Source organism: Lentzea alba, assembly GCF_047445655.1.
Lineage (GTDB): Bacteria > Actinomycetota > Actinomycetes > Mycobacteriales > Pseudonocardiaceae > Lentzea > Lentzea alba_A.
Genome location: NZ_JAJAEG010000042.1, coordinates 45,645 through 66,702, shown reverse-complemented (window position 1 = coordinate 66,702; position 21,058 = coordinate 45,645). Strand labels below are relative to the sequence as shown.

25 protein-coding genes and 1 pseudogene are annotated in these 21,058 nt (G+C 67.5%); 15 read left to right on the top strand and 11 right to left on the bottom strand.

Translation table 11 applies throughout. The features are described 5' to 3' along the window. Positions 1-31: 31 nt before the first annotated feature. The 3 genes from LFM09_RS44080 to LFM09_RS44070 are packed head-to-tail and all read right to left on the bottom strand — an operon-like array spanning position 32 to position 2,656. Positions 32-1,288 (bottom strand): MAB_1171c family putative transporter, encoded by a 1,257-nt coding sequence (locus LFM09_RS44080; protein WP_414102595.1) that lies wholly within the window; start codon positions 1,286-1,288, stop codon positions 32-34. Next, positions 1,281-1,829, bottom strand: a complete 549-nt coding sequence (locus LFM09_RS44075) for a hypothetical protein (protein WP_414102594.1) — start codon at positions 1,827-1,829, stop codon at positions 1,281-1,283. The genes LFM09_RS44080 and LFM09_RS44075 overlap by 8 nt, the downstream gene beginning before the upstream one ends. A gap of 56 nt (positions 1,830-1,885) precedes the next feature. Next, entirely contained in the window at positions 1,886-2,656 is a 771-nt protein-coding gene (locus tag LFM09_RS44070; protein ID WP_414102593.1) for a helix-turn-helix domain-containing protein, read from the bottom strand. Positions 2,657-2,856: 200 nt separating this feature from the next. Between LFM09_RS44070 and LFM09_RS44065 the strand changes: the two genes are divergently transcribed. Beyond that, on the top strand, positions 2,857-3,981 hold the full coding sequence (locus LFM09_RS44065) for a diguanylate cyclase (protein WP_414102592.1): 1,125 nt from the start codon (positions 2,857-2,859) through the stop codon (positions 3,979-3,981). A 304-nt stretch (positions 3,982-4,285) separates the two neighbouring features. On the opposite strand, the gene LFM09_RS44060 is transcribed toward LFM09_RS44065, so the two are convergent. The 3 genes and pseudogenes from LFM09_RS44060 to LFM09_RS44050 all read right to left on the bottom strand — a co-directional run. Further along, positions 4,286-4,768 carry an NUDIX domain-containing protein gene (locus tag LFM09_RS44060; protein WP_414102591.1) on the bottom strand — a complete coding sequence of 161 codons (483 nt, stop codon included), beginning with the start codon at positions 4,766-4,768 and terminating at the stop codon, positions 4,286-4,288. Then, positions 4,765-5,718 carry a hypothetical protein gene (locus LFM09_RS44055; protein WP_414102612.1) on the bottom strand — a complete coding sequence of 318 codons (954 nt, stop codon included), beginning with the start codon at positions 5,716-5,718 and terminating at the stop codon, positions 4,765-4,767. The genes LFM09_RS44060 and LFM09_RS44055 overlap by 4 nt, the downstream gene beginning before the upstream one ends. A 78-nt stretch (positions 5,719-5,796) precedes the next feature. Further along, positions 5,797-5,976: pseudogene (locus LFM09_RS44050) on the bottom strand (helix-turn-helix transcriptional regulator); the annotation flags it as partial. Positions 5,977-6,668: 692 nt separating this feature from the next. On the opposite strand from LFM09_RS44050, the gene LFM09_RS44045 reads away from it, so the two are divergent. The 14 genes from LFM09_RS44045 (at position 6,669) to LFM09_RS43980 (ending at position 16,312) form a co-directional block, all read left to right on the top strand. Beyond that, entirely contained in the window at positions 6,669-6,974 is a 306-nt protein-coding gene (locus LFM09_RS44045) for a hypothetical protein (RefSeq protein WP_414102610.1), read from the top strand. Then, positions 6,971-7,216 carry a hypothetical protein gene (locus LFM09_RS44040; protein ID WP_414102590.1) on the top strand — a complete coding sequence of 82 codons (246 nt, stop codon included), beginning with the start codon at positions 6,971-6,973 and terminating at the stop codon, positions 7,214-7,216. Before LFM09_RS44045 ends, LFM09_RS44040 begins: the two co-directional genes overlap by 4 nt. Before the next feature lie 221 nt (positions 7,217-7,437). Next, positions 7,438-7,920, top strand: coding sequence for a hypothetical protein (locus LFM09_RS44035; protein WP_414102589.1), 483 nt, complete (start codon positions 7,438-7,440; stop codon positions 7,918-7,920). Between the two features lie 6 nt (positions 7,921-7,926). Beyond that, positions 7,927-8,631, top strand: a complete 705-nt coding sequence (gene queC / locus LFM09_RS44030; protein WP_414102588.1) for a 7-cyano-7-deazaguanine synthase QueC — start codon at positions 7,927-7,929, stop codon at positions 8,629-8,631. Between the two features lie 165 nt (positions 8,632-8,796). Further along, on the top strand, positions 8,797-9,612 hold the full coding sequence (locus tag LFM09_RS44025) for a reverse transcriptase domain-containing protein (protein ID WP_414102587.1): 816 nt from the start codon (positions 8,797-8,799) through the stop codon (positions 9,610-9,612). Between the two features lie 5 nt (positions 9,613-9,617). Further along, positions 9,618-10,175 (top strand): formylglycine-generating enzyme family protein, encoded by a 558-nt coding sequence (locus tag LFM09_RS44020; RefSeq protein ID WP_414102586.1) that lies wholly within the window; start codon positions 9,618-9,620, stop codon positions 10,173-10,175. Continuing rightward, positions 10,172-10,633, top strand: a complete 462-nt coding sequence (locus tag LFM09_RS44015; protein ID WP_414102585.1) for a DUF6884 domain-containing protein — start codon at positions 10,172-10,174, stop codon at positions 10,631-10,633. Before LFM09_RS44020 ends, LFM09_RS44015 begins: the two co-directional genes overlap by 4 nt. After that, complete coding sequence (locus LFM09_RS44010) at positions 10,630-11,694, top strand: glycosyltransferase family 2 protein (protein ID WP_414102584.1); 1,065 nt, start codon at positions 10,630-10,632, stop codon at positions 11,692-11,694. Before LFM09_RS44015 ends, LFM09_RS44010 begins: the two co-directional genes overlap by 4 nt. Next, positions 11,691-12,683, top strand: a complete 993-nt coding sequence (locus tag LFM09_RS44005) for a radical SAM protein (RefSeq protein WP_414102583.1) — start codon at positions 11,691-11,693, stop codon at positions 12,681-12,683. The genes LFM09_RS44010 and LFM09_RS44005 overlap by 4 nt, the downstream gene beginning before the upstream one ends. Continuing rightward, positions 12,680-13,243 (top strand): phosphoribosyltransferase, encoded by a 564-nt coding sequence (locus tag LFM09_RS44000; protein ID WP_414102582.1) that lies wholly within the window; start codon positions 12,680-12,682, stop codon positions 13,241-13,243. Before LFM09_RS44005 ends, LFM09_RS44000 begins: the two co-directional genes overlap by 4 nt. Continuing rightward, on the top strand, positions 13,236-14,378 hold the full coding sequence (locus tag LFM09_RS43995) for a glycosyltransferase family 4 protein (RefSeq protein WP_414102581.1): 1,143 nt from the start codon (positions 13,236-13,238) through the stop codon (positions 14,376-14,378). The genes LFM09_RS44000 and LFM09_RS43995 overlap by 8 nt, the downstream gene beginning before the upstream one ends. After that, a complete protein-coding gene (locus tag LFM09_RS43990) occupies positions 14,378-15,232 on the top strand; it encodes a 5'-3' exonuclease (RefSeq protein WP_414102580.1) in 855 nt (284 codons plus the stop codon). Before LFM09_RS43995 ends, LFM09_RS43990 begins: the two co-directional genes overlap by 1 nt. Then, positions 15,226-15,867, top strand: a complete 642-nt coding sequence (locus LFM09_RS43985; RefSeq protein WP_414102579.1) for a PIG-L deacetylase family protein — start codon at positions 15,226-15,228, stop codon at positions 15,865-15,867. The genes LFM09_RS43990 and LFM09_RS43985 overlap by 7 nt, the downstream gene beginning before the upstream one ends. Before the next feature lie 145 nt (positions 15,868-16,012). Continuing rightward, complete coding sequence (locus tag LFM09_RS43980; RefSeq protein ID WP_414102578.1) at positions 16,013-16,312, top strand: PadR family transcriptional regulator; 300 nt, start codon at positions 16,013-16,015, stop codon at positions 16,310-16,312. Positions 16,313-16,358: 46 nt separating this feature from the next. Here LFM09_RS43980 and LFM09_RS43975 read toward each other — a convergent pair whose 3' ends face one another. The 5 genes from LFM09_RS43975 to LFM09_RS43955 all read right to left on the bottom strand — a co-directional run bounded on the left by LFM09_RS43975 (position 16,359) and on the right by LFM09_RS43955 (position 20,798). Beyond that, positions 16,359-17,744, bottom strand: a complete 1,386-nt coding sequence (locus LFM09_RS43975) for a helix-turn-helix transcriptional regulator (protein WP_414102577.1) — start codon at positions 17,742-17,744, stop codon at positions 16,359-16,361. A 50-nt stretch (positions 17,745-17,794) separates the two neighbouring features. Further along, a complete protein-coding gene (locus LFM09_RS43970; RefSeq protein ID WP_414102576.1) occupies positions 17,795-18,694 on the bottom strand; it encodes a phosphotransferase enzyme family protein in 900 nt (299 codons plus the stop codon). Position 18,695: 1 nt separating this feature from the next. Then, entirely contained in the window at positions 18,696-18,884 is a 189-nt protein-coding gene (locus LFM09_RS43965) for a hypothetical protein (RefSeq protein WP_414102575.1), read from the bottom strand. A 133-nt stretch (positions 18,885-19,017) separates the two neighbouring features. After that, the gene (locus tag LFM09_RS43960; RefSeq protein ID WP_414102574.1) at positions 19,018-19,377 is read right to left on the bottom strand and encodes a hypothetical protein; all 360 of its coding nucleotides are present in this window, start codon (positions 19,375-19,377) and stop codon (positions 19,018-19,020) included. Positions 19,378-19,391: 14 nt separating this feature from the next. Then, positions 19,392-20,798, bottom strand: coding sequence for a helix-turn-helix domain-containing protein (locus LFM09_RS43955; protein ID WP_414102573.1), 1,407 nt, complete (start codon positions 20,796-20,798; stop codon positions 19,392-19,394). Between the last annotated feature and the right edge of the window lie 260 nt (positions 20,799-21,058).

The following is a 21,058-nucleotide window of genomic DNA, read 5'->3' as shown; positions in this document are numbered from 1 at the left end:
GCGAGCGTCCTTCCCGAATGGCTGCCAGGGCTTAGGGATGCGGCTGTGCGCGCACGGACTGAGTTGTCTGGGCTGCGGCCAGAACCGCCTCGTCGCTCAGCGGACTGGTGAAGGCACGGGCGATGAGAACGAGTCGTCGACGCTCGCCGGCGAAGGCATGCCCAGCGTCATCGGCGTCGTCAGCATGAGTCTGATTTGGATGGTCGGCGTGGCTGCCGCCAGCCGTTCGGGCCAGCAATGCAGTCTTTAGGTGGACGGCTTCCTCCAGGGCCGCGGTTTGCACGTCGTCGAGGTCAGCTTGGTGTGCTTGCTGTCGAGCAGCGGCCGTCAGATTGGCATCGCGTTGCGAGGAGAGTTGGTGGAGCCAGTCGTTGATCTCGATGACGCGCCAGAACAGTCGCCTTCGAAGGCTGAACCGATCGGCCAGTGAACCGGGCGTGTGCACCATTTCTGGCTCGACGCTCCGCAGCGCGCGCCACAGGTCGGCGAGCGCACGGTAGTCGCGAAGGTCGGCGCCGAGGTGCGTGACGCGACCCCACACCGACGATAGGCCGGGCCCCCAGGCGGCGATACTGTTGCCGACTATCACCAAAGGCACACCAAGGACGGAGAGCGCTGGCGCGATCTCGCTGCTCCAGGAGTCCAACTCGGCACCGAACCAGCTGCCGATCACCGCGGCCAGGCTGATGACGCCATAGGCGACCGGGAACAGAATCCCCACAGCCGTCAGGCGCAGTCCTCGACGCAACCAAGGTCGATCGGCGGTTTCCGGATGGTGAGACCACTGCCAGCACAGGCGAACGACGTTGGCCACGCCGACTGCATAGGACAGGAAATACAGAACCAGCAGTGGGGCCAGGTAGGGCGCCCGTGCGTATGCAGCAGCGAAGTCGAGGTGATGCTCCGCAGGGCGGTCGCCGAGAAAGAACAACACGATGATCGTGGCTGCAACGCTCGTGTAGGTCAGCACCAACCACCGCGAGGTCTTCCACGCCGCCGCCGGCGGATGCAGCCAGTAGACGAGCATGGTTTGCACCGAGCAGACGAACCCCAAGGCAAAGCAGAAGCCCAGCAAGATCGAGAGGCTGTGCACGTCGGTTATGCCGTCGAGGTTCACGCCGACGGCGGGCGCGGCCAGCAGCACTGCGGGAGCGGCAAAAAGGCAGGAGACGCAGACAGGTCGGATCGCCGGTTTGCGATCGGCTGGAGCGTGGCGCAGCGCTTGGTACTTGTACAAGCCCAGCGCTGCGATGCCCAGCGCTGCCACGATGAAGATCCCGTCAACCATGGTGACCTCGCGGGGAGTACCCGAGGGTGTACCAAGCCCTGGTAGCCAGGTCGTCCCGGCCGGGCTCGAATGGCGGGGTGTCTTGCCGTTGGGCCCAGTCGATCAGTCCTTGCGTCAATGCGCCGGCGACCTGATCGGCTTCCCGTTCCTCAGCGCGTGTGAGTGTCGTGCGCCCGGCGAGGATCCGCAGCATGTCCGGAGACAAATCGGGATAGAACAACGCGCGGGCTTCCTCTGCGGTCAGCTGCATGGGCCGGTGGCCGCAGAGCATGTGCGCTATCTCGTGCAGCAGGATCAGCAGCCGGTGCACCCAGCTGCGGGCGGTGGTCACGATGACCACGTGAACATCGTCGTCAGTGACCGCCCACAGGCCGCTCACACCAGCGCCCAGGTCGTCGAATCGCAGTCTGACCTCTCGCTGCAGGCGCTGGGCCATCACTTCGCACAGGCGGAGGCACACGGTCTCGGTCGTCGCCGAAGGCGCGAGGTCCAAGTCGCGGATCAACTCGTCGCGCAGGCCTCGCAGGTGCCGAGCTTTCATAACCGCATCACCACCCTCCACAGCTCTGCTGCTGCGCCACAACGAGATCGCAGGCATCAGTCGGCCGCTTCATCGCGAATCACCTCGGGCTCGCCTTCACCAAGAGCTCCGGACAGGTCGAGAGCGGGTTGCTCCAGCAGCCGCCGCAGCTCCTCGGACTCGATCTCAGGCCGCAACGCGCGCACCAGCGCCAGCACCACCTTGGTCCGCACCTCGGCCGAAGGGGATGTCGCTGTCGCCCTCAGGATGACTTCGTTGACCCCCAGGCGCTCCATCGTTTGATGGGTCTCCAACTGCTCCTCCACACGGGCAGCCAGCTCCTCGTCGAAGAAGTAGGCGGGCTCCGCACCGAAGGCGACAGCCAGGGCGATCACGTGTTTGAGCTTTGGGCTTGGGTTCTTGCCGCTGCGCAGGTCGCGAATGGTGTTCGGGGCGATCGTCCAACCGTCGTCGCCAATGGCCTCCGCCCTGCGGCGCACTACAGCAGCCACGGCCTCAGGAGTGATTTCACCCTGGCCAGGCGGGTGTACCAGTGAGAACAGGCGGTTGAGCTTGACGGCGAACGGACGGCCGGGCAGATCAGGCGTGCGGTCGCGGCGGCCTCCGACGAAGAAGGCCGGGTGCACGTCTAAGGGTTCAGACAAGGCGAGGACGGTCTGCAGCGTGGGCTCGCGGCGCCCTTTTCGCAGGTGCGCGATGTAGCTGTGTGTGACGCCGATGGCATGTCCGAGCTCGACGTTGGAGTACGGCCGTCCAGCGCCGGCTCGTTTGGCCGAGCACAACTGGTCAAGCACAGCCGCGAACGAAGGCAACGCCTGTACGTCCATACGCCCACCCCCAGCCTGAACTTGTACCCAATTGAGGACTCTTCACTAGATCGGCGCATTCTGGTTGAAGTCTTGCTCTTGTCAGCCTAATGTCACGAACACTCGCCTTCAACCGCCCTGAAGGGTGACAAACCTGAATCAGCAATCCAGTACAACTCCGGCGGGCTACGCCGGGTAGACGCGTTCGGGGGACTGTCAGGATGACCGCGACAACTACAGCCACATCGTCACGACCGCGTGAAACGACGCCACAACAGTGCGCATCGTGTGGCCAGCCTCGGGGGAGCTGGGATCAGGATCGACTGACAGGCTTGCTCAATCGGTGGGGCTGGGACGTTCACGCCCCACACGCCCTCGACGAGGCCATGCGCCGTGGTCGGCCGGTCACGCTGCTCATCATCGACCTCGACCACTTCAAACCCGTCAACGACGAGTTCGGCCACCCGGCTGGTGACGCAGTCCTGCGTGCAACCGCCCAGGTGCTGCGCAGCGCTGTGCGCGACTCCGATCTGGTGAGCCGTTTCGGAGGCGACGAGTTCGTTGTTCTGGTGCCGGGCGCCGACACCGAACACGCCCTCGCTGTAGGGCAACGCATCCATGCAGGCATTGCCGCGATCAGTCTCGGTCCCACTGCCGGCTCCGGCATCAAGGCGGTCCTCAGCGGATTCAGTGTCTCGATCGGCATCGCAGTGCACACCTCAGGCACGGATGACGCCGATATCGACAAGCTGCTGCTCGAAGCCGACGCCGCCCTTCGGTACGCCAAGCGAGCGGGACGCAACATGATCCGCCTCGCCTCGCCGACACTCGGCGCTGGTCTCGACGACCACGTCAACGAGTTCGACGAGGAGCCGGAATCATGCGAGCACAGCTGCGTGCCCACACAGCAGCGAACACGATGCATGACCGGCCGCACAGTGGTCCCGGCTCAGGAACCGACATACTGGTTCGGTCTGTACAAACTGCTCCAGCTGTTCAAAGGCGAGTGGGTGCCGGCCATCCTTGCTGCACTGGCTGACGGCCCTCAACATTTCTCCGAGATTCTGGCGACGATCCACGACACTGCGATCGGGCAACCCGACTCCGACCGCTGGTTGCACGACAGCATCCTGACCCGCACTCTTCGCAGCATGGAGGAGAAGGAGCTCGTGATTCGGCATGAGTTCCCGGCACGGTTCCCGAAGTCGACCGTGTACGAGCTGACCCCGCTGGCGGAGGCATTGCTGGCCAGCCTCGCACCGGCCGTGCAGTGGGGTTTCGCTCAGGACGCAGACAGGTCGAGATTCCACTCCACCGAACAGCCAGCCCTGCGCTCGGCTGTCTGACACACGCCTGTTTGCAGCTTATCGACCTCGTCCGGGGCGGCGGACCCGGTGCGGTGATGTCAAGCTCGCTGGTCTCCTGGGACTCGCGCTCGGGCTGGTAGAGCTGGACGGCGCTGTTCACTGGAACTTTTCTCGGATGGCTGCTCGCAGCGGTTGTTCGAGTCACGCTCAGGACGACCGGATGTGTCGAACGCGACGACCCGATGCCGCTCGATCCCTTTCCTAGCATTGGGGACCGTGGCGACCCGTCGTGTTGAGCGCGGTCGGCTCCCCAGCGCACATGAGCGGCTGGTTGCCACCCCGTTCACTCCGAGTAGTTCGTGACACCCGTCGCGAGGGCGTCAAGGGCTCGAGCCAGGCGCTGCGCCATGTCGGGCCTCAGCATGGCCTTGGCCTCAGCGAGCTCGACGAAGGCGAACTCTGCGATCTCCGGATCGGAGATTCGGATGGTCTTCACCTGCGCGGGTGACAACGTCCCGCCGTCGAAGATGAACACCAGCTGGTCGTCCCACGGTCCGTGAGGTCCGACCCAGTCCAGCACCAAGATACGGCCGGCGGTGACGGTGAGGCCGAGTTCCTCGGCGAGCTCGCGGGCGCCTGCCGTTCGCGGCGGTTCGTTGCTCTCCGCCATGCCGCCGGGGAGATCCCAGTTGTCCTTGTAGGTGGGGTTGACCAGCAGAACGCGCCCGGCTTCGTCCCGGATCAGCAGGTCGGCGGCTACGCGCTTGCGCGCCTGCCTAGCGTTGCCCTCCGCAAGGTAGGCGAAGCGCGCCTCGTCGTCGGTCATACCGGCCACGACGACGCCGCACTGTTGACTTCGCCGGAGGCGGCCGAGAGGCCGGCCAGAGCGGCGAGGAACGAGGAGACCGGGCTCGTTTTCGGTGCCAGGCTCAACACGCCACCGAGGGCTCGGAGTTGATGGACCACCCTCGCCGAGTGCAAGGAGGCGGTCGTGTCACAGGCTTCGTGGCCGATCGCTGCCGCTTCGTCGACCCGGCCCGCGTGCACCAGGACGTTGGCGAGGGTGAGTTGGGCGAAGGTGCGGCTTCGAACGCGGTCTCCCGACCGCAGGCGGATGACTTCCCGAGCGCACCGTTCGGCTTCACCGAGTTCCGTCAGTTGCAGGAAGCACAGCGCGGCCTCGCTGGCCAATGACGCCTCGTCAAACCCCGCGACCCATTGAGCGGGTTGTTCTCCGTGAACCTTGTCGAGGACGCGCTCGGCGTCTTCCAGCGCGTTGCAGCACCCGGCGCGGTCGCCGATGAGGGCGAGCCCGCGGGCGCGCATGGCGTGGAGTCGGGCGATCAGGCGCGAGGTGCCGTAGGCCGTTGTGGCTTGCCCAAGCCCTTCAGCGGCGATGCGCAAGGCGTCGTGCGGCTGTCGCAGCTCGATTGCCAGATGCGCCATTGAGGCACAGGCGTTCGCGGCCAATGCCCGATCGTTCCCGGCCAACGCCAGTCGGAAGGCGCGATCAAAATACCCCCGTGCGCTTCCGTCTTCTCCGCTGTCGTGTGCCATCCATCCGGCAATCTCGGTGATCGACGCGGCGGCGGCGAACAGTCGAGGAACGGAGACGCCGAATGTGGGCGAAACCAACTGTGGAGCTATTTCGTGGGTCAGGTATTGGGTGACCGACGGATACAGGGCACCGCCACCGATTCTACGGTCGGCGACTTGCCACTGTTGAGCTGTTGCAAAGATGCTGTCGACGACTTGCTGACCGTCAAGGTGACTCAACCCGGATGGGTCTCCGGGTGCAACCGTCGATGGGGCCGCGTGATGTGGAGCTATTCCATCCAGAAGTGCGACGAGGCGGTCGGGTGTCAGCTGGAGTGCCTTCGCCAGGTTCGGCCGCATCCAGGGCTGTGGCTTCTGAACGCCTCGTTCCCAGCGTGCGACCGTGGACCGGTCGACCCCCATCCTGCTGGCGAGTGCCTCTTGCGTGTACCCCAGGGCTTCGCGACGTTCCGCGAGGCTCTGTCGCCGCACAGCCATACCGCTCCCTCCGCGCCGGTGGCCCCAGGATCGTCCCGCCGTCGTTTGCGCAGGTCAAGGCCGACCCGCGCCAACGGAACCCCAGAACCTTAAGGGATCTGACCAGCAGGAGTGACTCGGCTTCCGGAGTGCGCCTGCCCGCGCGGTTCAATACTGACTGCGGCTATCACAAGTCGCCCCGTCGTGTCTCGCAATTCTGCGGCCAGTACCCAGAGTATTACGCGGATTCACCCGTTTGGCACAAGCGTGCCCGATTGGGAAATCCGCAGGTCACGTGCGCTGCCGCCCCGTGGACGCCCCATCGCCGCTGCGTCCCCGCTCTGGTTCGCGCCGCGCGGCGGACGTTTAGCTGCGTTGGCGGGTTCGCAGCGGTTCTACCAGCACCGTTACCCGCGCCCCCGGTTCGGCTGGTGAACAACTGAACGCTTGACGCTATGGGAGTAGCAGAAGTTCGGGACAAAGTAAATCGGGACTCGCTGAGTTACGGAGTAGATGATGACACTCTCCCAGCGATTCGCGGAACCTGCGGTTTCGCGATGCCCACAAACAAAGCTCGCTGTGCCGCGTTTCCTCGTGCAGCCGGTGTGGGTACGGAGTTGGACCACCGCACGAGGCGGTGGCGCACGATGAACGACCGCGGACCTTGGGCGGTGACGTGCCGGGATATCGCCGGCCGCCCTCGGAGCTTGACGGTGCTCGTGCGTGGCTCGGACGTCGTAGTGATGGCGCCCCCAGGTGAGGTGGCCAGGCTCGACGCCGCTGAGACCGAGCAGTTCCGCTCCGTTATCGCCACGGCCGTTGAGGTGGCCGCCACCCCTGCCCCCGGTGGGTCTGGCCTCTCCGAGGAGATCGGCACAGCGAGCACGGTGAAGCAGTACGGCGACGGTGGACCCCCAACCGTCGCGGGGCGCCCTGCTTCGCCGTCATATCGCGGTGGAACCACGACCCCGATACCTGGTTCCGCCGCGATCCCCGCCCTGCGAGGTGGGGCCGCGTGATCTCGTTGGCTCCCATCATCACTGCGATCGCCGCTGTGGTGTTCGTCAGTTGCCTGCTGTTGCGGGCATTCCGGCAACGACGCTCCGAAGCCACGTCCGGCAGACACAGCCAGGCCGTGTCGTCCTACGTAGGCAGGCATTGGCGCGAGCCGAAGCAGCCACCGTCACCGGTGTTGTCGCACGCGCTGGCGACGGTCGGCACGCACGGCTTGGGCTTCATCAGGGAGGGCGAAGCCGCGTGAGCCGTCTCGACAACCGGCCAACGACCGTGCGCTCCGCATCCGGTCGCCGGTACGGGGTCGGAGCGATGCCTGACGTCGCCTGATTCGCGAACGCGCGCCGACGGTCAGTCGACGCGAATCTGCGGCCATGAGTGCCGCGTCCTCGATCACGGCGGGGCCGGGGTTTCCCTTGAGGCGCCTCGGCTCCGCCGCACCAACCCCTGCATGACGGGAGCCTTTCCATGACCACAGCAACCGCGACCGACACCCGGCAGCATGACGCCATCGCGCCGAGCGTGCTCCGGCGGTACTACACCAACCTGCTGAGCTGGCCGACGACGATCGACTCGGAAACCGGCGAAGTCCGACTGCGCCTGGGCGAGACGGTCGACGCGCTGGTGATGCGGGCCGGGTTCGGCGGCGAGGTCAACCACGAGCTCGTCCGAGCGATGATGCGCGCTCCGATCATCGTCGTGCCCGGCAAGAAGGCGGTCGACTGGGTCTTCTTGACCCAGCCGCGCACGCCCATGCGCCAGTTGACCGTCGACGACCTCATTGCCGCCCAGGTCGGGTGGTACAGGCCGGGCGACACGGTCGCGCTGCCCGCCTTCGGCGAGACCGAGGGCGGCCTGCGCTGGTTGCAGCGCCCCGAGGCGGGCGAGGAACTCCCGAGTTGGGGAGCCGTTGTCGGCGCGGTTCGGCGCACTTTCACGCGGACGTGGTGACCGGCCATGACGATCGACCAGTCCGAGCACCGCCACCCCGAACACGCCGTCGTCATCGCCTCCGGCGGCCTGGACTCCACCGTGCTGGCCTACTGGCTCGCCGCCCGCCACAGCCGCCTGACGCTGGTCTCGTTCGACTACGGGCAGCGCCACCGCGTCGAGCTCGACCACGCCGCCGAGATCGCACGGCTGCTCCTGAGCCCGCACCGGATCATCGACCTGACCAGCCTGGGCGCGCTGCTGACCGGTTCGGCGTTGACGGACACCTCGGTGGCGGTGCCCGACGGGCACTACACCGACGAGTCGATGGCAGCCACGGTGGTGCCCAACCGCAACGCGATCATGCTCGACATCGCCGTGGCGGTCGCCATCGCGGTGCGCGCGGACGCGGTGGCCTTCGGCGCGCACGCCGGGGACCACACCATCTACCCCGATTGCCGGCCTCCGTTCGTGGAGCGGTTCGCCCGCAGCGTGCAGACGGCCAACGAGGGCCTGCTGGTGCCCGGATTCCAGGTGCTCGCCCCATTCCTGACGCTGACCAAGACCGACATCGTGCGCGTCGGCGAGGCCCTGGCGGTGCCGTTCGCCCGCACATGGTCCTGCTACAGGGGCCGAGCAGTGCACTGCGGCACCTGCGGAACGTGCACCGAACGCCAAGAAGCCTTCCGCGACAACGGCATCGCCGACCCCACCGTGTACCAGGCCGCGTGAAGGAGCGTGAGAATCGTGGACGCGAAGCCCGCACACCCTGGGCTTGAACGGGGCCGTCTTTCCCTCGTTCACAGCTCGCGCGTGTTGGGTTGCGAGCCTGTTCTCGGTGATCAAGGGAGCGTGCCTGCCGCTCAAGCGGAGCCGACCCTAGCGCACCCGCGTGCCGTGCCACCAACCCCTGTCCTGCAGGCACACTCGCTGATGTCGTTGCTGGACGAGAAGCACCTGCGGACCGCGTTGCGGCAGTGCGGACGGCGCACCTCTGCCCCTGGTGCGGACCGGATGACGCTCGGGGAGTTGCGGCAGCGTTCAACCGAACTGCTGCCCCGGCTGGCCGAGCAGTTGGCCAAGGGCACCTGGCGGCCGGGCCCGGTACGAGAGGTGCCGTTCCCGACCTACACCGGCAAGCCGATAACGGTGTGCGTGCCCACGATGATCGACCGGCTGGTGCACCGCGCGCTGCGCAATGCGATCGAGCCGATCCTGGAGACGCAGGTGCTGGCCGACTGGGTGTCCGGCTACCGGCCTCGCCGCAACCGCATCACCGCACTGCGCCACGCCGCGGCTCACGTCGCGGCCGGCTTGCGCGCGGTCGCCGACGTCGACGTGGCCTCGGTGTCCGAGGACGCCACGGTCCAGCAGGTCGTCGACTGGTGCGCCCAGCACGTCCACGACGGCAACTTCCTCGACCGGGTGCGCACCGCGCTGGCCGCGATGCCGTACCCGATCGCGCCGGGTTCCGGGCTCGCGCCGCTACTGATCAACCTGCGCCTGTCCCGTTCCGACGCCTTGCTGGGCGGGCTGCGGGTGGTGCGGTTCGCCGACAACTACGCCGCCTTCGCCGCCGACGACACCGAGGCCCACGCCGCCTTCACCGTCATCGCCGAGGCCCTCGCCCGATTCGGGTTGCGCCCCAACGAATCCAAAAGCCGCGTGCGGGCGCGCGCCAACGTCGAAGACCTGTTCCTGATCGGGGGCTGACCACCATGAAGATCGAGTGGGTCGAGGTACCCGGAGGGACCTGCCGGTTCGGCGACGATGCCCGGCCGGTCGAGGTCGGCACGCTGCTGTGGACGCGCACCCCTATTACCTGTGCCCAACTGCGCGGTGAGCGCGGTGTTGACAGCAGGCTGCACCCGGTCACCGGGATGACCCATGCCGAGGCCACCGAGATCGCCCGCGCCCTGAGTGGGCGGCTGCCGACCTCGGCGGAGTGGGAGTGGATGGCGGGCGGAACCGCCCGGCGACGCTGGCCGTGGGGCGACCAGGACTGGACGCCCGAGTTGGCGAACCTGCGCGACTGCGGCCTCGGCACCACCTGCCCGGTCGACGCCCACCCCGACGGGGCGACCCCGGAGGGGCTGCTGGACGTGGCGGGCAACGTCTGGGAGTGGACCGCCCGCGCCACGATGGGCGGCGGCGTCACGCTGCGCGGCGGCTCCTACGCCTCGCCCGCGCTGTACGCGCGCACCACCTTCCTCAACGCCGCGCCCGCCGAGCTGGCCTCGCCGGGCATCGGGATGCGGGTGGTGCGCCAGCCATGACTCCCACCAGCAGGCTCGAGCCCGAGCAGGGACTGATCATCGTCTCCTGCAGCCGGGAGAAGCTGGTCACCACGACCCCGGTCCCGGCCCTGGAGCTGTACCAGGGCGCGCTCACGCCCCGTCTGCGCGACCACGTCTCACCCGCGCATCGGGCACGGCTGCGCATCCTGTCCGGCGCACACGGCCTGCTGCACCCCGGCGACCTCGTGGGCACCTACGACCGCAAGCTCCGCACCCGCGGCGAAGCGCAAGCGCTCCAGGCTCGCGTATCCGAACGCCTGACCACCGACCTGCGGGACGAGGCGTTGCGGCACGTGCTGGTGGTGATGGAGCCGCTGTACCTGACCGCCGCCGAGTGCCTGTTCGACCACGCGCCGCCGCTGACCTTGACGGTGCTGCCCAACCCCCTCGACTGGACTGGGACGAGCGCCGTGTTGTCCGGGTGGGGCTGGCTGTGACCACTTCCGAGTTCGCCCCCGGCCTACTGCCGCTGCGGGAGGAGTTGCTGCGGCACGGCAACAACCACAGCTCCAGCACCCATGCCTGGGAGGCCCTCGCCGACGGGATCGACTGGCACCAGCCCACCTCGTCGGCCTGCTGGCTGGCATCCGCACGCACCGTCTCGGTAGTCATCCCCGCACGCCAGGTCGGCTACAGCCTGCCCACTGCCCTCGACGCCCTGGACGCCCAACACCACAAGCACGAGTTCGAGGTCATCGTCGTCGACGACGCCAGCACCGACGACACCGCCCACGTCGCCGCTCGGCACCGGGTGGTCGACCGACTGGTGCGGCTGCCGCAGCGGATGGGCGCGGCCACCGCCCGCAACGTCGGCACCGCCCTCGCCACAGGGCAGACCGTGCTCTACCTCGACGGCGACATGGTGATCCCACCGCACGTGATCACCGACGTCGCCACCCGCGCCACCGACACCAGCGTGCTGGTCGGCTTCCGCCACAACCTTCGCTACGAGGTGCACTCGCAGGACCCGGCGATCCTGGGCCGCATCCCGAACCTCGCTGCCGACCACCGGGTCGTGTGGCGGCCACCGCCGAACACCACCCTGCCCTACAGCGGGATCACGCTGCCCGAACCGCTCGACGGCCGTCCGCTCGATGACACCCATGACTTCATCGACCTCGGGTACGGCCAGTCCTACTACGACTGGGACCTGCCCCGCATGGTCGTCACCGCCCTGGTCGCCGTACCGCGCGCCGCCGTGCTGGACGTCGGCGGCTTCGACCCGGACTTCGGCCGCCTGGGATGGGGCATGGAGGACACCTACCTCGGCGCGTGCCTGATCGCCGCCGGGCTCCTGGTCATCCCTCTGCGCCAGGCCGTCGGGTTCCACCTCGACCCACCCGATGCCGCCGAACAGTGGCAGCACAAGCTCGCCGGCTGGCCGCACACGCTGGCCCGCTACCGCGACTTGCTGGAGCTGCCCGTGCCGCGAGGCCGCACCCACGCCTTCACCGCATCCATGTCCGAGCTGCTCACCCACTGCGAGGGACGCCCATGACCACGACAACCACGACCACGACAACCACGACCACCGGCCGCGCCTCGGCGCGCCGGATGGTCGGCTCCGGCACGCGCGGCGGGACCGGTGTCGTCTACGACCCGCTCACCGGCCTGACCCACCGAACCGGCCAGCCGATCCTCACCGGACGCACCGCCCTGACCCACGAGGGCATCACCTCGCTACCGGAAGTCCACCCCGGTGAGCTGGGCGACGTGATGCCGGTCAGCGTGTGCTGGTCGCCCATCGTGCGCTGCAACCTGGCCTGCCCGCAGTGCCTTGACGACAAATCTGTCCCGGAGCTCGGCCGCGGCGAGCGCGCCGAGGTCGCCGCCCGGATCGCCTCTTCCGGTGTGCTCGGCGTGGACGTCTCCGGCGGCGAACCGCTGCTCATCCGCGACCTGCCCACCCTGCTCGACGTGCTGGTCGACGGCGGCTGTGCGGTCAGCGTCACCACCAACGGCACCCACCTGCCCCGCCGTGCCGAAGCCCTCGCCCGCCGGGTCGACGCGATCCGGGTCAGCCTCGACGGCCCCGACCCCGAGAGTCACGACCGGTGGCGCGGCGAGGGCAGCTTCGCCAAGGCCGTCTCCGGCATCCGCGCTGCGCTCGCTTACGGCATCCCGACTCAGATCCAGACCGTGCTTATGCGCTCTACCGCTGCCGGGCTACCTGTGCTGGTCGAGCTGGCCGACCGGCTCGGCGTCCACGGGGTAACCGTCCTGCAGTACCTGCCCTTCGGCGAAGGCGCCCCACTCGCCACCGCCGAACAGGTGCCCGACGAAGACGCCCGCCACCTGGTCGCCGCGCTCGGCACGGCCCCGGTCCCGGTGCGGTTGCGCAACCGCGCCGACGCCGCCGGGTTCACGGTCGTGCGCGCCGACGGACAGGTCTGGCGCAACGCCCCGGACACCACCGCCATCGCCGCCCTGCGCCCCCTGACCGGGCCGGTCAGCCTGGCCGTGACCGGACGGGACGGTTCGGCATGACCCGCACCGCACAGCGCGTGTTCGAGCACCAGCGCATCTGGCGGGTCACCCCGGAGGCCCTGAGCGACGCCTGCCTGCTGCTGTTCACCGCCATCAGCCGCGACCACCCGAAGGTCGACTACGTCATCGGCATCGCCAACGGCGGCGTCGCCCCCGCCCGCATCCTCGCCGGCCGACTCGGCGTGAAACCCAGGAGCGTCCAGGCCCGGCACAACGCCGACGACGGCCTCTACCGGCAGGCCACCGGCAGGGTCACCGTCGACTTCGACGCCTTCCGCCGCAGCCTCGGCCACCGCAAGCTCGACGGGACCATCCTCGTGGTCGACGACATCTGCGGCAGCGGCGCCACCCTGCACAAACTCCGCAACGTCCTCACCCCGGTCCTCTCCCCGGACGCCAACGTGATCACCGCGACGTTGTGCCTGAACACCGGGGCGGAGACGTTCCCGGACTACTCGGTTTGGACCGTGTCGGACTGGGTCAGCTTTCCCTGGGAGAAGCGCCCCGACCAGCTGACCACCGAAATGCCCATCCCGCAGCGGGTGACCAGCCATGCCTGATGCCAGCAAACCGCTGACCGTCGCGTTCGTCCTGGCCTCCTACACCCACGACGCCCCTGCCGGGATGGAACGCGCCATCGCCGCCCTCGCCCACGGCCTGCGCCAGCTCGGACACCGCGCCCTGATCATCACCGCCATCGAGCCCGATCAGGCCACCAATGAGGAGATGGACGGGAACCTGGTGGTGCTCGGCTCAGTCGGGGTCACCTTCCCCGCCGACGACGATGAACTGCGCGAGGCAATCAGCACCCACGGCCAGGACGAGATCATTGCCGCCGACCTGCGCGCCCTCTACCGCCGCCACCGCGTAGACATCGCTGTCTACGTCGATGCCTTGTGGGGACTGGGACGCCTTGCCCCAGCTTGCAACGGGATGCGCACGGTGCTCGCGATGCACGTCGTCGGCCACGACCAAGACCTCGTGCCCGCCCTGGAACGCGCCGACGTCGTGGTCGCGCCGTCGACCACGGTCCTCGGACAAGCCCAGGACCGGGGCTACGACAGCACCTGCTGGCGAACCGTGCCCAACGCCCTGCTCGACGAACACAACGCGCCCGACACCCGCCAGCGCGAGGCGCTGAGGCAGGACGGACCGGTGCGGGTACTGGCCCGGCTCGGGCCGGAGAAGAACGTCCGCGCCCTGCTCGACGCCGGCCGCCTCGTCGACCGCGGCATCGAGGTCGTCCTCGCCGAAGCCGGGTTCGAGCACGCCGCTGGCGCACAGGCTGCCGAGTACCGCCGCTGCGCCCACTCCGCCGCCCACTTGCTCATGGGCAGCGTCTGCGACGACGGCCTGCCCTGGGACCAGATCCATCCGTGGCTCGCCAACGCCGCCGTAGTCATCGTGCCCTCGACCAAGGAGACCTTCGGCCTCGTCGCCCTGGAGGCCATGAGCGTCGGCACCCCTGTCGTCGCCTTCGACGTGGACAACCTGCCCGCCCTCATCGGCACCGGCGAAGGAGCGGGCGGAATCGTGGTGCCCCGCGCCCACGGCGAGTTCGGGCTGTGGGGTGCCGCCGAAGTCCTCCTCGACGATCCGCTACGCTACGCAGCGCTATCACGGGCTGCGTACTACCGCTCGCGGGACTATCTGCCCACCACAGTCGCCCATGACTTCCTCAAGGCGGTGCGGTGATGACCGATGTCCCACTTCTGCTGGTCGACGGCCATAATCTGCTCTGGCGCGGAGCCTTCGGCTTCCCCGCCGCGATCCACTCTCGCGACAAGACCCGTGACCTGACTGCCGAGTTCGCCTTCTTCGCACTACTGCGCGTAGCCATTCGCGAGGAGTTCGCCGAGCCGCCCGAGGTGATCGTGGTGTTCGACGGCCAGCACGGCGCTGCCGAACGCCAAGCCACCGACAGCGACTACAAGGCCAACCGCGTCCTCGATGAAGCCGCGCTCAAACCCATCCGCGCCATCCCGCACGTCCAGGAAGCGCTGACCGCCTACGAGCTGGCCTGGATCGAGATCGACACGGCCGAAGCCGACGACGTGATCGCCACCCTCGTCACCCACGTCCGCCGCGACGACCCCGAACGTCGGGTGTGGATCATGTCCGGTGACCGCGACTTCTACCAGCTCATCGATGACCACGTCCGGGTGCTCAACACCGCCATGAAGCGAGGCCGTCGCCACATCGAACCCGACACCGTGTTCGACCGCTACCAGGTCCAGCCGACCCAGTGGGCGGACTTCCGGGCCCTCACCGGCGACCCGGCCGACAACATCCCTGGTGTACGTGGCGTCGGGACGGGCACCGCCGCCAAGCTCCTGGTCGGCGGCCTCACCCTCGACCAGCTCGCCGACGCCGGACGGCTCACCGGCACCAAGGGCAAGGCCGTCGCCGAAGCCTGGGACCAGGTCCTCAGCTGGCGCGACCTGATCAGGATGCGCACTGATCTCGACCTGCCCCTGCTAGCTACCGGCCGAAGCAGCCGGGCGCTGCCCACGCCAGCCGAGGTCATCGACAAGCTCGGGCTGTGGTGATTCCGGTAACCGCGACCGCGTTCATCCCGCCTGGCTCGGTGTTGACCGTGATGGCGCATCCCGACGACGCCGAACTCTGGGCAGGCGGCACGCTTGCCCTCTGCGCCGCCGCCGGAGCCGACGTCACCATCGCCGTCCCACGCCACCCCGAGCCCCGCGCCAGCGAGGCCGCCGCAGGGGCCGCCATACTCGGCGCCGGGCTCCACCAGATCAACGAGCCCACCGCGGCGGCCGTACGCGAACTGCTGCTGGACACCCGCCCCGAGGTCGTCTTCACCCACCCGCTTCGCGACGTGCATCCCGACCACCGACGCATCGCCGAAGCCGTGCTGGAGGCACTTCCCGAGGTCGTCATCACCACCGGATGTCCTCGCCGGGTCTACACCACCGACACCTACAACAGCCTCACCCTCGACGGCCCTGTTCCCGCCCACACCACCGTCGACATCACCACCACCTGGGCGACCAAACAACGCGCCCTGGCCGCACACGCCTCACAGCCCATCGCCGAACACTTCGGGCCGATGGCCGAGAACCTCGCCCGGCTGTGGGGCGCGCGCATCGGCGTCGACCACGCCGAGAACTTCGTCCCGCTTCCCGTCCTCGGACGCCTGCCCGCCGCGGTCACCCTCTGACTCGCGGACCTCAGCTGGCTTGATAGTCGGCCGCCTTTCGGAGCATCAGCATGTCAACGCCCCTTGAGCAATACATCACCGGAACCCGCTGCTGCTTCGCGGCGAAGGTCGCTGACTTCGCAAGGGGCTTGGTTCGGGTGGACCCATGACCGCCCGGCTGAGGGTGACCGTCCACGTCCAGGCAGTGCTGCGGCTGCTGGTATCCGATCCGGACGTGGAGCGGTACGGCCTGGAGATCGCCGAATCGGCTGGCATGATGCCCGGCACCGCTTACCCGATCCTGGCTCGCCTGGTAAGCCTCGGTTGGGTCGAGGACCGGTGGGAGGAGATTGATCCACACACGGCGCGGCGCCCCAAGCGTCGGTTCTACAAACTCACTGACACCGGCCTGACAGCAGCGCGCGCGGCCCTTGCCCGAGCACGACAACCTCGATTGATCAGCTAAATGGCTGCCGCTCACCGAACCTGCCGCGCCGAAATGCGCACGCTCCTCAGCCAAGCAGGAGGCGTCGATCACGCCACGCCAGTCGCAGCAAGGTCAAAGAGCTGGCCGACAGACGCGGCTCAAGTCGGTCAATCGCCTCGCTGGTGAAGGGCATATCGGTTCGACCGCCCTCACCGACAACATGGCCTTCGTCGTTGGTTGCCACCAGCTCCGTGAACAAGCGATCGAAGATCTCGGCGTCCAACACGGCAACCGTACGTTGGCTTGCGCCAAGGGTGAGTGCGTCCATGACCAAGCCGTAGTGCCAGAGCCGAAATCGGCCGTCTGCACGAGCCTGCTCGAAGGAACGGAACGGCTCCTGCTCCGCATAGTCGATGGAGCCGGCCCCGGCCCCATCATGTTCGGGGTTGCCGAGAAATTCCTCGGAGTACTCCCGCATGATGTTGCGCCACAGGGAGAAGTCGTTGTGAACGTCGACCGCGGCGAGCGATGAGGGCTGAAATTCTCCGGAGGGCATGACGGTGCACATGCCGCCACCGTCGGCGACGGCGCGGCCGTCGCGCTGGTGCATCATGAACCGGTGCTCGCCCCGCCGGTCCTTGCGGATCGTCAGAGTGCTGATGCCGGGTGACATCAACATTCGGGCGGGGTCGAACGGGTCGCCGATCGTCGAGCGCAGCGGCAGTGCGCTCCAGTCTGGGACAGACCCACCCGATGCCAGCCAGGCGGCCTTGAACTCGTGAGCGAGGCACTCCTTGATGTCGAAGACGTCGAAGAACGTGGTGGTCCCGAACGTCAGCTCCAGTCCATCGCGCTGGGACACCTCCAGCAGCCGGTAGCTAAGTCGGTTCTCCAGCAGCCGAGGCCGTACGAGGTCCCGCACGGCCCGGCTGTAGCCGGCATAGCGCTCGCCGCGAGCGGTGAGCGGCAAAACGTGGTCCACCGGCTTGAGTTTCGACACCGGACGCGCGGCCTCGGAGAACTTCAGCCGCACCGAGTCCAACTCCACGGGCGTGTCCAGCAGCCAGCCGGGACCGGTCAAAACATGGCCGCCGGGTGCCCGTTGGCTGACCGGGTACAGCCATGCGGCCAGTTCCGCCAGTTCCCGCCCTCGTGCGCCCACAGCGCGACGGACCCGAAGCCACTCCTCCTGACTCCGATGGACATGTTCGGCGATCTCAGGACCAAGTGCGTTGCTCGCGTCAACCTGATTGGCAGACCGCAACGCCTCTCCGGACAGGAGAGCAGCGAGTTCGTCGGCCGATACCTTCAGTGCCTTCGCGATCTTGGGACGCATCCACGGTTGAGGATCCTGCGTCGCTCGTTCCCACCGACCGACCGTGGACAGCTCGACGCCAATCTCACGGGCGAGCGACTCCTGGGTGAACCCCAGCGCTTCACGACGCCTAGCCAGCCGCTCTCGCCGGTCCAACGTCTACCACCTCAGATGTTCGATGTACGAGTAAGTCAGCGGCCGTCGACTCAAAACGCCGACCACGACCAAGGCCGCTCGATTTCGCCACGCAGGCACGCCACCCGGTGTCGTACTTGTTGGGCTGCTTCCGTGCTGGTCTTGGCTTTACCAAGGACGAAGGCTGTCCAACGTAGTTCTCTGATCGTCGCCAGGGTGCGGTAACCAGACCACGCGGTCATGTCATAACCGCCGTAGGCGTCCACGAAAGCCTGGTAATCCGAGTCCGTGAGCCGGACGAAGTCGGTGTAGTCGACCGCCAACGAGACCAGGTCCCACTCGCGAAGTCCGAGCCCGACATGGTCGAGATCCAACAACACGGGGGTGCCACCCGCCGTAGGGACAACGACGTTGCCCTGCCACGCATCGCCGTGGATGACGCACCGCGACAGGCTCGGAACCAGCGCCGAGTACTCATCATGCAGCCGCTTTGCAAGATCTCGAAGCCAGGCTCGGTCATCCTCCGACAAGGAGGTACCGCCGTCGATTGATTCGCGCAGCCCTTCGAAAGGGTCGACAACGGGGAACGAAGGCGATTCCGGCACGGCCAGCGCGTGCAGGCGGCCCAGGACCGCGCCCAGTTCGGCCGGCGTGGCGTGGCGGTGATCAGGCAGCTGTACCCACCACGTCACGGGTCGAGTTCCAACAACCGTGGGCTGGTCGATGTCGTCGACGGCACGTACGACGGCGATCCCGACGTCAGCCAGCCATCGCGACGTCTGGATTTGACGGGCGGCGACTAGCTGCGAGCCTGGAGGGCCCACACGAGCCACGACACCACCAGCCATCTCGTAGATGACGTTCGTGCCGTCACGGATCAAGGTCGCTTCTGCGGTAGGCACACCGGCTTTCCTGGCCGCTACCGTCAGCACGTCACGCGGATCTCCAGACACGACCAGGCCCGTGTCCACATCAGACATCGGTTGCACCGGACTCCACGAGTTCCGAGAATTCGGCCACTTCGGGTATCGCACGATGTTGTTGGCACGCCCGCACCAGCTTGGCGAGTTCCTCGTCCATCCGTCGTGAGTGCAACATCGCGGCGTCGTCGACGGCTTGCCGTCCGAGAAGGACGGCTTCACGCGGATCCCCGATCGCCATGTGCAAGGTAGCCAGTCGCGAGCCGCGAACGCCTCGCATTTGTCGCCCACGCCGCTCACCTCGCTTGCCTGATTCAGACACCAGCCTGCCTGGCGAGTAACCACGCCGCATGTCTGCCGATGCCGTCACATGGTCAGGCGTCCTGTTCGATGCGTTCAAAGATGTCGATGTCCGTGGCCTTCTGCCAATCGGGCAGGTCGTTCCAGTCCGCGACGTAGGACGGCTTCGGGTCGGGGAAGTGCTTGTAGATCTGGCCGATCCAGCACAGCGCGACGAAGCGGCCTTTCTGGTCCGAGGTGAGCTTGGCGGTAGCGCCGTCGGTGGCCTTGATGAAGGCGAGGACTTGGTCGTACACGGCGGTCGCGGCGTCGCGTTCCCAGTCCGGGGTCTCCTCCCACGGAGCGATGTAGCCGGGCTTGGGCTCGCCGAGGTAATGCTTGGTGACTCCGGCGATCCACGCCTCGCGGAACACGCGGCCACGGTCGTTCTGCATCCTGTTGTCCTCCATCATGCGGCGCGGTTGCCGACGAGGTCGGTGATCTCAGCGTCGAGTCGCTGGATCTGCTGATCGGTGAGCAAAGGTGCTAGGTGCGGTTGTAGGCCGCGCAGCTTGCGCCCGATGACCCCAGAGCCGGTCTGGCGAGCGGTGGCCAGGGCAGCGTCGGCGTAGGTGACAACCTGGCCGGGATCGCGCCGATGCACTCCGATCATTGCCAGGTCTGTAAGCACACCGGCCTTCCGGCGAGCGGTCAGGTTGCTGGCCAGCGCATCGGTTAGAGCGGCCTCCGCGAGGTCGTAGCGGCCTAGGTTGACGTAACAGGTGCCGCGTTCCTCCGCCAGGCGTGAGCCGTCGAATCGGAGCCATCCACCGTTATGGACCGGGCCCTGCAGGTGCTGCACCTCGGCAGCTGTGTCAAGTGCGCGCTGGCAGGCGTCCAGGTCACCCAGTCCTGCGAAGGTCTCTGCCTGCACGGCGGCGATCCATTGCCGGGTCGAGAGGGTGGGATTGCCTCGGAGGGCCAGGTTGGCGGCCAGTTCGAGCAGCGGTGCCGCCTCAGCGAACTGACGCTCATATACGGAGATAAAGGCGTGCCGGGTCAGCGCGCACGACCAAAGGTCCGGCGCGTTGGCTTCCTTGCCCGCTGTCGCGGCCAGGGTGTAGCAGTGAGCCGCGTCGGTGTAGCGGTCACCGTCGAAGAAGATCTCACCCGCCAACTGGAACAGGTCGGCGGACAACTCGCAGAGTCGCTGCCGGATGGCCGAGGTCTGCGGGCGTCGCAGGCCCGTGGACAGGACATCGAGCTGTGCGCGGACGAGGGGGAGTACCTGGCCCTTGGCGGGCGCGAGTGTGTAGACCCGCCACAAGTGGCTGTTGAGCTGGGCGAATTCGGCCGCTGCCGCAGAATCCACCGCGCCGGTTCGAGCCACCGCAGCAAGCCTGTCCGCGTCGTGGACAACCGGTTCGACCGCAGGCAACGCCAGTACGGCACCCGTCATGGTGAACAAGCGCAGTAGGTCGCGACGGTTCATGTCGTCTGTCTCCGCGAGGTCGGGCTGGGCAGGGACGGCCTCCCTTCCGGCCAGCCTGCCACCCGCTCGTGGCACTGCTGCTTCGGAACGGGCTCGAGCACCATCGTGCGCGACGAGCTGCGTGTCGGATGTTCCTCCATCGTGTGGGGCAGCATTCGCTACTCGCGTCGGTGCCGCGGTCGTCGTGAGCAACGTACCCAGCTCTTCGAGGCTGATTCCCAGTGCCTTCGCGATACGTGGCCTTCGGTACGGCTGCGGAGTCAGGTCGCCGCGTTCCCAGCGGCCAACGGTGGAGAACTCAACCCCGACGGCTGTCGCAAGGCTTTCCTGGGTATGGCCCATCAGCTCGCGCCGCGCGGCGAAGGCATATCGCCGGTCGCCCATGAACACCACCCCGCCTCGATCAGTCCGCTGCCACGATAACCAGCTAGCGGTCAAGACTGATCACCCGCTCGGCGAGCTGCACCCGTTCGGACTACCGTCCCCGAAGAGGTATTTGTGCAGGTCAGAGGTAGTGACGCCTCATTGCCGCCTCATCGCCGCCCCGTCTCCGCTCTGGTTGTCGTTGATCACCGAGAGTTGACTGGGGTCGCTGCGGTCCGGGCGAGTTTCCGCTTCCGGCGCAGCCCGGGTACCTGGAAGCG

Coding starts and splice junctions, on each gene's coding strand:
- LFM09_RS43965 (WP_414102575.1), bottom strand. CDS start 18,884: ATGGCGATCGGGGATCCGCGTGAAGCCGTCCTTCTCGGACGGCAAGCC.
- LFM09_RS43960 (WP_414102574.1), bottom strand. CDS start 19,377: ATGCAGAACGACCGTGGCCGCGTGTTCCGCGAGGCGTGGATCGCCGGA.
- LFM09_RS44035 (WP_414102589.1), top strand. CDS start 7,438: ATGACCACAGCAACCGCGACCGACACCCGGCAGCATGACGCCATCGCG.
- LFM09_RS43995 (WP_414102581.1), top strand. CDS start 13,236: ATGCCTGATGCCAGCAAACCGCTGACCGTCGCGTTCGTCCTGGCCTCC.
- LFM09_RS44020 (WP_414102586.1), top strand. CDS start 9,618: ATGAAGATCGAGTGGGTCGAGGTACCCGGAGGGACCTGCCGGTTCGGC.
- LFM09_RS44075 (WP_414102594.1), bottom strand. CDS start 1,829: ATGAAAGCTCGGCACCTGCGAGGCCTGCGCGACGAGTTGATCCGCGAC.
- LFM09_RS44005 (WP_414102583.1), top strand. CDS start 11,691: ATGACCACGACAACCACGACCACGACAACCACGACCACCGGCCGCGCC.
- LFM09_RS44065 (WP_414102592.1), top strand. CDS start 2,857: ATGACCGCGACAACTACAGCCACATCGTCACGACCGCGTGAAACGACG.
- LFM09_RS44000 (WP_414102582.1), top strand. CDS start 12,680: ATGACCCGCACCGCACAGCGCGTGTTCGAGCACCAGCGCATCTGGCGG.
- queC (WP_414102588.1), top strand. CDS start 7,927: ATGACGATCGACCAGTCCGAGCACCGCCACCCCGAACACGCCGTCGTC.
- LFM09_RS44015 (WP_414102585.1), top strand. CDS start 10,172: ATGACTCCCACCAGCAGGCTCGAGCCCGAGCAGGGACTGATCATCGTC.
- LFM09_RS43955 (WP_414102573.1), bottom strand. CDS start 20,798: ATGGGCGACCGGCGATATGCCTTCGCCGCGCGGCGCGAGCTGATGGGC.
- LFM09_RS43980 (WP_414102578.1), top strand. CDS start 16,013: ATGACCGCCCGGCTGAGGGTGACCGTCCACGTCCAGGCAGTGCTGCGG.
- LFM09_RS44080 (WP_414102595.1), bottom strand. CDS start 1,288: ATGGTTGACGGGATCTTCATCGTGGCAGCGCTGGGCATCGCAGCGCTG.
- LFM09_RS44060 (WP_414102591.1), bottom strand. CDS start 4,768: ATGACCGACGACGAGGCGCGCTTCGCCTACCTTGCGGAGGGCAACGCT.
- LFM09_RS44070 (WP_414102593.1), bottom strand. CDS start 2,656: ATGGACGTACAGGCGTTGCCTTCGTTCGCGGCTGTGCTTGACCAGTTG.
- LFM09_RS43990 (WP_414102580.1), top strand. CDS start 14,378: ATGACCGATGTCCCACTTCTGCTGGTCGACGGCCATAATCTGCTCTGG.